This window comes from Butyrivibrio sp. NC3005 (assembly GCF_000424545.1).
Taxonomy (GTDB): Bacteria; Bacillota; Clostridia; order Lachnospirales; family Lachnospiraceae; genus Butyrivibrio.
This window is the reverse complement of the sequence record NZ_KE384209.1, coordinates 1-3,018: the sequence shown is the minus strand read 5'-3', so window position 1 is coordinate 3,018 and position 3,018 is coordinate 1. Positions and strand designations below refer to the sequence as shown.

Annotated in this window: 2 protein-coding genes; one reads left to right on the top strand and one right to left on the bottom strand. The window is 35.4% G+C overall.

Features of this window, described 5'->3' with window-relative positions; all coding sequences use genetic code 11:
* Positions 1-166 precede the first annotated feature (166 nt).
* Positions 167-1,798, bottom strand: a complete 1,632-nt coding sequence (locus G634_RS0117120) for a SpaA isopeptide-forming pilin-related protein (RefSeq protein WP_026506294.1) — start codon at positions 1,796-1,798, stop codon at positions 167-169.
* A 249-nt stretch (positions 1,799-2,047) separates the two neighbouring features.
* Here G634_RS0117120 and G634_RS19875 point away from each other — a divergent pair, with 249 nt between their 5' ends.
* Positions 2,048-2,905, top strand: a complete 858-nt coding sequence (locus tag G634_RS19875; protein ID WP_051234246.1) for a class B sortase — start codon at positions 2,048-2,050, stop codon at positions 2,903-2,905.
* The last annotated feature ends 113 nt before the right edge of the window (positions 2,906-3,018 follow it).

The following is a 3,018-nucleotide window of genomic DNA, read 5'->3' as shown; positions in this document are numbered from 1 at the left end:
TGCGAGTTTCGTGAGAACAAAAGTCAAGCGGCAAACTGGTCCAAGGCGAAGCCTTTTTAAATGGCCAGTTTGCGTGGTTTTTGGAACGCAGTGACAAAAATCTATAGAAAAATCGAGTAGGTTATCCTACTCGATTTTCTAACAATTTAAACATTTTCGTTTCTAATTAGTTGTGATATCTTTTTTTCAATGAAAAGACAAGGCATCCCAGCATCACTACTACACTGAAAAGTCCAAGTCCCATCCACAATGTTGGCTTGGATGTATCTGATGTATCAGGTGAACTTCTCTTATTACCGATACCACCAAGATAATGATTATCCGGACCATTTGAAGTCTCTGCGATTGGAGCTATATTTTCTTTTGCTCTTCTTGTATTATCTACAGTCGAGCTGGAAGTGCTTTCGTTTGGTGTATCCGGCTTGTCTGGTTTCTCAGGTGTTGTTGGCTTATCCTGCATGTGTACAGTTGAGCCTTTTATATTATCACCTTTGAAAAGATTCTGATTCTTAATTGTAAATGGAATAGATTCAGCAACCTGGTAGCCATTAGGTGCAGTAATCTCAACCATTGTATAATTTCCATCAGGAAGTTCGAAAGAAACAGGTGTTGTTGTGGAAACCCAGCTTTGAACTACTCCGCCTTTTTCATCATGAATTTCCAGTTTTGCCCCAGGAAGTTCGGATGTTCCATTTATTGCCGTTTTACTAAAACGAACTGTCTTTGTAAGAGGCTTATCCTCCATATGAACAACATTAGGACTTGCTGGATTTACATACTCTCCAGAACTAGACTTTACAGTAAGAGTTAAATTCTCTATTTTAAAGCCAATACTTTCTGCTTTTTCAAATCCAGAAGGGGCTGTTGTCTCAGTAAGAGTATACTCTCCATCAGTAAGCTTAACTTCATGCATCTGCTCTGTAGAAGTCCATGTATCAACTGTATTTCCATTAGAAGATGTAATCGTAAGAGTAGCACCAGGAAGCTCAGATGTTCCATTTATAGCAGTCTTTGAAACTTTAATATTCACCTTATTGTTTACAGGTGCATCTGCTGTAATAAGCGCCTGTCTGGACTTACCGATTTTACCTGCATAAGTATAAATATATAAAGTGTAATCACTACCAAAAGAACTAGAAGAAGCATCTTTCAAAATTGAATTATAAGTATCAACTGCATTCTGTGCTGACTGATATCTTACCTGATCGTCTTGAGAAAGATTAAGTGCTGCAATTGCAGATTCATTATTCCATGCACTTTCAACCTTGCTGACCATTTCGGAAGACATTCCGGTAAATGGAAGAAAGTGTTCACTTTCAGCAACACCATCTGCTCCATTTGTAATGTGCCAAATTGCGTACTGAGTTACAACTCTGTAAACTCCTTTTGAAATATTAGAACCATAGCCTGATTTTGGTCCACCGTAACCATAAGTTACAATATACGCAAGCTGATTCTTGCCACTCTCATTACCGCCACCTGCAACATAATTTGCAAGTTCAGAACTATCTCCAAGTTTTATTCTTGTATATGGAGATGATGATGATGTATCAGGATCTTTCTTGTTTCTATTTATACAATAGGCAACCTGGCTTTTTCCTGATGAATCAGTGATGTAATAGTAATACTTACCATCGCCCTCATTAACATCATTCGCACTGCCGTCAGCTTTTGCTGCATTTTCATCATTCTTTGCAGTATAGTTGTCAGCATGTACAATTCCTTTGTTTGGAAGCAAAAAGAGCGCAACAACAAAAGCAATAAATACTTTCCAAACATTTTTAATATGTATTTTCATTTTTACCCCTTTCTTATGACTTTAACAAAAATACACTTTTCATACTTACCTTCTTACAGATTTAATCATAAGTAAATTGTATGATTATTTACAAAAAATTGCAACAATAAATTATTATATATTTATTTTTGCTTATTAATATCAAGTATGTTATTATTTACTCATCTTAAGTTGCAAGGTTGATTTTAATTGTGTCTGTTTTTCGTACAATTTTTATCGTATAAAAGACAGCAAAAGGGGAAAGCAAAAATGTCACGTAACTATAATGAATATGAAAGAAATAATCGCTCTTATGTTGCGAAAAAGAAGCCATTTCCAATTCTGGTAATCTTTATTCCTGCTGCAGCTCTTTTTATAACTGCCGCCGTACTGTCACTTATGACTTATTCTAGCTATTTATATGCTGATAGGGAGTACAATAATCTTATTTCCAGCTACTTGCATCCTATTGCGTCAAATGGAGAACCGGTGCCTCTTACTTCTTCTCCAGATACAGCAAAACCCGAAGGATGTTCTCAATATCCTGAACTTCGAATTGATTTTGAAGGTTTATTGAAAATAAATCCAAATTTTGTATGTTGGATATACATTCCCGGATGTGATATCAGCTATCCTATCGTAAAGGGAACAGATAATGAAGGCTATCTTCACACTACTTTTGAAGGTAACAATAGCAAAAGCGGTTGTTTGTTCATGGATTACAGAGATAACGAAGACTTCTCATTATTCAATACTTTTATCTATGGTCATAATATGAAGAATGGTTCGATGTTCGGCAAATTAAAAAAATACTATAATGACAAGAGTTGTAATCTTTTAAAGCAGCAGCCTTACATCTATATTTATCAAAAAGATGGAATTGTACATAGATATCAGATATTTTCACTCTATACTGCTGATGGTAATGCAAGTACATACACTATTCAAAGCGAAGATGCAAGCGAAGAAATGTATCTTAAATATGTAGCAGATCAGTCAGAAATAAAAACGGGTGTAGATACTACTTATGTTGCCGGTTCATCCAAAGTTATTACTCTTTCAACATGCTATGGTCAGGCAGGCTCAGGTACTAGACTTCTTGTTCATGGAATTTTGTGTGACAAATAATAGATTTTTGTCACTTAAATTTGATAAATGAGTTTTGCTGGCTTGTAATATTTCATGAGCAGAACTGTATATAAACGTTGGTCTGGGGTTTAAAGGCATAAATAATGCCTTTA

Coding starts and splice junctions, on each gene's coding strand:
- G634_RS19875 (WP_051234246.1), top strand. CDS start 2,048: ATGTCACGTAACTATAATGAATATGAAAGAAATAATCGCTCTTATGTT.
- G634_RS0117120 (WP_026506294.1), bottom strand. CDS start 1,798: ATGAAAATACATATTAAAAATGTTTGGAAAGTATTTATTGCTTTTGTT.